Origin of the sequence: Levilactobacillus humaensis (assembly GCF_024345185.1) — a bacterium.
Lineage (GTDB): Bacteria > Bacillota > Bacilli > Lactobacillales > Lactobacillaceae > Levilactobacillus > Levilactobacillus humaensis.
In genome coordinates, this window is record NZ_BROB01000051.1 from 1 (window position 1) to 5,243 (window position 5,243).

4 protein-coding genes and 1 pseudogene are annotated in these 5,243 nt (G+C 45.5%); 4 read left to right on the forward strand and 1 reads right to left on the reverse strand.

Annotated features, from left to right (window positions below; all coding sequences use genetic code 11):
• The first annotated feature begins 89 nt into the window (after positions 1-89).
• Both OCU14_RS11065 and tnpA read left to right on the forward strand, forming a co-directional pair.
• Complete coding sequence (locus OCU14_RS11065) at positions 90-1,505, forward strand: S-layer protein (RefSeq protein WP_309296934.1); 1,416 nt, start codon at positions 90-92, stop codon at positions 1,503-1,505.
• Positions 1,506-1,713: 208 nt separating this feature from the next.
• Positions 1,714-2,163 (forward strand): annotated as a pseudogene (gene tnpA, locus OCU14_RS11070) (IS200/IS605 family transposase).
• Positions 2,164-2,321: 158 nt separating this feature from the next.
• Here the strand turns inward: tnpA and OCU14_RS11280 are convergent.
• The gene (locus OCU14_RS11280; protein ID WP_373875092.1) at positions 2,322-2,897 is read right to left on the reverse strand and encodes a KTSC domain-containing protein; all 576 of its coding nucleotides are present in this window, start codon (positions 2,895-2,897) and stop codon (positions 2,322-2,324) included.
• Between OCU14_RS11280 and OCU14_RS11075 the strand changes: the two genes are divergently transcribed.
• Together OCU14_RS11075 and OCU14_RS11080 are read left to right on the forward strand one after the other, a co-directional pair.
• Complete coding sequence (locus OCU14_RS11075; protein WP_261811072.1) at positions 2,868-3,398, forward strand: helix-turn-helix domain-containing protein; 531 nt, start codon at positions 2,868-2,870, stop codon at positions 3,396-3,398. The two genes, OCU14_RS11280 and OCU14_RS11075, sit on opposite strands and share 30 nt — an antisense overlap.
• A gap of 193 nt (positions 3,399-3,591) precedes the next feature.
• Positions 3,592-5,040, forward strand: coding sequence for an S-layer protein (locus OCU14_RS11080; protein WP_261811073.1), 1,449 nt, complete (start codon positions 3,592-3,594; stop codon positions 5,038-5,040).
• Positions 5,041-5,243: the final 203 nt, after the last annotated feature.

A 5,243-nucleotide genomic window follows, 5' to 3' on the forward strand; every position in this document is an offset into this window, starting at 1 on the left:
GTGTTGTGGTAATTCTATTAAAGGCCTCTATGGGCTTTTTTGTCTACAAGTGTTCGGTTATATTTTACAATCTCCCAGGAAGAAAAATTATGCAATCCAGTTTAAAGAAATCTCTTTATTTGGGACTCGCTGCTCTTAGCTTTGTCTCTGTTGCTGCCGTTTCAACTAACGCTTCAGCAAAGTCATACGCTAAAGCCGGTGCTGAAACCGACTTGACCGTAAACAACAAAGCTTTCAACGTTGAATCAACGGGTACCAACGCTCTGTTCACTAAGCCAGGTACTACTAAAGGTGCCAAGGTTGTTGCTTCAAAGGCAACCATGAAGAAGCTTGCTAACTCAGGTAAGTCAGCTGACTACTTCTGGGCATACCGTACGACTACTACCAACAAGGGTGCCGTTTACTACAAGGTAGTTTCTATGAACGGTAAGTACCGTGGTTACGTATATGCTGGTAAGACTGAAGGTGCAGTTAGCCGTGGATTGAAGAAGGCTGACACTACTACTAAGGCAGCTATGCCTACTATCACTAATGTATACTTGAAGGATTCTAACAAGAACACTTTGTGGAATGCTCCTAAGTACACTGCACACAAAGCTCACAAGGTATCACTTCAAGGTGTTACCAAGGGTGGTAGCTTCACTGTCTTAAATGCTGCAACTAAGACGCGTGAAAATACGTTATACTACTACGTACAATCTAATGACCAAAAGGATGTTAAGGGTTGGGTTTACGCTGGCGGTACTTCAACTGACTCTAATGCTGCAGAATCTTACAACAGTGTTAACGTCAAGTTCCAATTAGCTGATGGTACTCCTGTAGGTTCATCGACTTGGGTTGACAAGTCAGCTACTGATACTACTGCTGCTGGTAAGCCAGTTGGCACTGAAGATGCTAACGTTAATTCAGCTGGCATCAAGCTTGCAGACTTCATTAAGACGAGTTCTGATGCTAAGGGTGCCCTTCCAAATGGTTACTCATTTGTAAGTTCTAACCCTGCTGACATGGCAAATGCTACTTATGGTGGTGTTGTGACTGTAACCGTTGGTCAAAACGCTTCATCTAAGTACTCATTCTACACGCCTTCTACCACTACGACTGCTCCTACTAAGTTAGCTGCAACTGACCTTAATGGTGGTTTACCAGCTGTCAACGTAGCGCTTTACAACAAGTACATGGTTGGTGCTGCTGGTACTCAACTCTCTGTTGATAACTTGGATAAGGTATTTGGTGATGCTTCATTCACTGCATTCCAGTCTGTTCAAAAGACTGCGCCTACTGATGCTACTGAGTTAGCAGCATTGAACGCTATTGATAAGACTGACATTGCTGCTGGTGCTCCTTACTTCATCAGTTACGCTTACGACCAGGGTGACACTGATGCTGCTAATGCTAAGTTGAACTATGGCGAAACTGCTAAGATTTACGTCACTCCAACTGTTACACCTGGTACCGTTGATAACGGCACTTCCGGCAACACTTCTAGCAACGTAAATGCTGAATAGTTTTAATTAATTTAGCTTTTGAGGGTCCCTCTAGGGGGGCCCTTTTTGTTATGCTTTTAGGCCGAGTTGAGTACGCTAAAGCGTGCGAAACAAAAAACTACGCGTTATGCGGGTGGATAGCAATTTGGTTACACTCAAAAAGCCCTCCAGTAGATTTAGAATGTAGGTGTCGAAGCCAACATTGTTAAATCGAAAGGGGACTTTTCATATGGCGAATAAACTCAATAGTCTTGCCCGCACAAAGTGGTTATGCAAGTACCATATCGTATTCACTCCAAAGTATAGGAGAAAAATAATCTATAATCAATATCGAAGATATTTACAAAATGACATTCGATTATTGTGCCAGTACAAAGGTGTCAAGATCCTAGAGGGGCATATGATGCCAGACCATGTTCACTTGTTGGTGAGTATACCACCAAAGTTAAGTGTCTCTAGCTTTATGGAATACCTGAAAGGTAAGAGCGCATTGATGATGTTCGATCAACACGCAAATTTGAAATATAAATTTGGAAATCGTCATTTTTGGTCAGAAGGATATTATGTGAGAACCGTAGGTTTGAACGAAACCATAATCAAGAAGTATATATGAGACCAAGAAAAACATGATCAAGCAGTAGATAAATTAAGTGTAAGAGAGTATGAAGATCCCCTTTAGAGGTCAGGGTAAGTAGTATTAACGCCGCTTAAAGCGGCAGCAAAAGTGACAAACGTGGTTTGGCTTTGACACACAAAAGCCAGCGCCTTGAGACGCCGGCCAGAGACGGGGTCCATAGCCCCTTTGCGAATCACCCGCTTGACGGGTAGTTTTTGATTCTATTCAATCACGATATACGAATGGTGACACAACACGTCATCATAGAAGTAATCAGCATCATCAGCATCTAAGAATTCCAGTAAGGTTTTTTCGGTTACATTGCAGTATACGCGAATTTGGCCACTCTTGAGGCGAACCTCCAATAATCCGCAACCTTCGGCATATGATACCGCGGCTACTACCTCACTGTTTACTATGGTCAGAGGCATAAAATCACTTTCTTTCCCGGTTTGGCTCGTAACAGTCGTCCATGCTCTGCCCGCTTGGGGTCTAGTAGGAGCAATTGAAGCGTAACACGTTTTGGGTAGGGAACGGTCACTAGACGCTAGTTGCGCGGGATCATTAACCCAACGCAGAAAGTTTGTTGGCATGGGTTCAATAACCGTGGTATGACGGGGTGATTTAGGGATAAATTTATTTGTAGGACGTGGCTGACCGTTCTCTGAGGATTTTCCTGTATAGTGGGGGCAAGTTGCTTGCTGGTCGGGGAGACGCAAGTGACGCGCACAGACAACGACGGGAATTCTTGGAAGGGGAGTCAGGTCATGGTTAAAGTTATTGCGCGGGTCAGTCATCCGGATACTACCGGGGCACCGGTAGATTTTCGAGTCATCGAGGTAGAGGAACGACTGACCATATTCAGTGAACCGATTGCGAACACGCACCGCTACTGGGTACCATTGAATGCGGATGTCGAGGATGAGGAGGAGTACCTGGAGCCAGTGGATGACCCCGACTACAACTTCCGGACGGACTTCGCGATCTATCGGCGACAGTATCACTTCATGGAACCCATGGCGATTCGTGACGCGCGTGAACATCTGGGATTGACCCAGTGTGAGGCGGCGATTGCCTTGGGTATGGACACCAGTTTACTGGCGGATATCGAGGCCAATATGGCCCTCCAACCTTACGAGCAGGAGGTTAAGCTACGTTGGTTACTGAATCCGGAGGTCTTTGCGGGCATGGTGCGGCGACACCCGACGATTATTCGGGAACGCTGTCGGCAGGCTGAGGTCGATGCCGACAGTCTACTGGGGAAGTTAGCGACATATGAGAGTGATTCTCATATTTAAAAATAAATTTACGGGTGATTGCCAATCGGCGATCGCCTTTTTTGGTGGGATTAGTTGGTGATTTTATGAAACGTTCGTTGAGTTGATATCATGATTAACATAGTGAATCTTGGCGCAGGGGTTCCATTGCCGGGGGCACCTGCTATACTAAATCGTGTTCAACCACATTACTTTTCTAGGGGAGAAAAATACAATGAGATCGATTTTAGCAAAATCACTTTACGTTGGTCTGGCCGCACTGAGTTTGGGTAGCGTTGCCAACAGTATCATCGCACCGGCTACGGCAAATGCCGCTTCTAAGGCCAAGATTGTTTCCAAGGTTTCACTGGGCAAAGATGGTCAAAACGTTCAATTAACGGGGAAGAACGCCATCTACACGAAGCCCGGAACGGTGAACGGTGCTAAGCGCGTGGTTTCTAAGGCTAAAGCCAAGAACCTCGCCGCATCCAAGCACTCCGCAGACTACTTTCGCGCTTACCACATGGCCCTGACTAACCGGGGCACGGTTTACTACAAGGTCGTTTCCATGAACGGTAAGTACCGTGGCTACATCTACGGCGGCCGGGTACAAAAGGCCTTCACTGGTGGGATTCAAGAAGCAACTACAACCCATAAGGCCACGATGCCAACCAAGACAACTGGCTTCCACTTGCGTAACGTCAACAAGAACACGCTGTGGACAGCACCTAAGAACACCGAATACAAGGCACACCGTGTTAGTCTTTACGGCTTGAACAAGAACGACACGTTCAAGGTTAGCAAGGCTGTGACGAAGTCCAAGGAAGGCACGTTATACTACTACGTGACTGCCGAAAGCGACTCTTCCATCTCTGGTTGGATCTACGCCGGCGACGGCTACAAGGACGCCACAACCACTGAATTCGGTGGGCTGACGGTTAACGTTGCCGACCAAGAAGCCACGAACGACAACAGTGTGACGATTCAATACCGTGATGCTAAGACTAAGGCTGCCGTGGCTAAGGCTACTTGGGTTACCGCAAGCAAGGGCACTTCCGCTGGCGATGTCGTAACTGAGAAAGCCGCGAATGCTTCAGGCAAAGCGCTGGCTGACTTTGCTAAAGACAAGTTACCTAGTGGTTACCAAGTTAAAGATGCATCTGTGCTCGCAGATGCCGTTAAAGCTGCTCGATATGGCAACACGGTATACGTGGATGTTAATGAAACAGCAACTTCTAAAATTGGTATGAAAGTTGAAAGTGTCAATAACGTTCTGGCAGCAACTAGAGATGCTGCGAGTGCTTCAACAGGAACTGCAATTGAATTGAATAAGCCTTTAACGGAAGGGTCAACTCTTACCTCCAAAGATGCTAAGGCTACACTGACAGCTGATGATATCGCATTGTTGACTGGTCCAAAATCTCAAAAAGTATTTGCAACGAATGATGATACTGCGCTCAATGGACTATCCAAAGCATTAGGTACTATTATTGGGACTAAGACCTACACAGCTAAGGTTGGTGGCAAGCAGTACCACTATGAATTCAAATTGATCCCAGGTGAATTCAAGACGGACAACCGTGACAAAGTATTTGGTGATGATTTGAAAGCCTCATACACTGCTCAATTGGTTGAGAATCCCGCAACTAGCAATGTATCTTCAAACACCAACTGGTGGGCATAATTAAATTGAACTAGATTTACTGAAGAGTGGCCAGCGATGGTCACTCTTCTTTTAACGTTCCATAACCTGACTGTTAAGACTTAATAATTTTTGAAAATAATCGGTAATCTAAACTCTTTATTTGGTATGGGAGATTGTAAAATATAACCGAACACTTGTAGACAAAAAAGCCCATAGAGGCCTTTAATAGAATTACCACAACA

Coding starts and splice junctions, on each gene's coding strand:
- OCU14_RS11065 (WP_309296934.1), top strand. CDS start 90: ATGCAATCCAGTTTAAAGAAATCTCTTTATTTGGGACTCGCTGCTCTT.
- OCU14_RS11075 (WP_261811072.1), top strand. CDS start 2,868: ATGGTTAAAGTTATTGCGCGGGTCAGTCATCCGGATACTACCGGGGCA.
- OCU14_RS11280 (WP_373875092.1), bottom strand. CDS start 2,897: ATGACTGACCCGCGCAATAACTTTAACCATGACCTGACTCCCCTTCCA.
- OCU14_RS11080 (WP_261811073.1), top strand. CDS start 3,592: ATGAGATCGATTTTAGCAAAATCACTTTACGTTGGTCTGGCCGCACTG.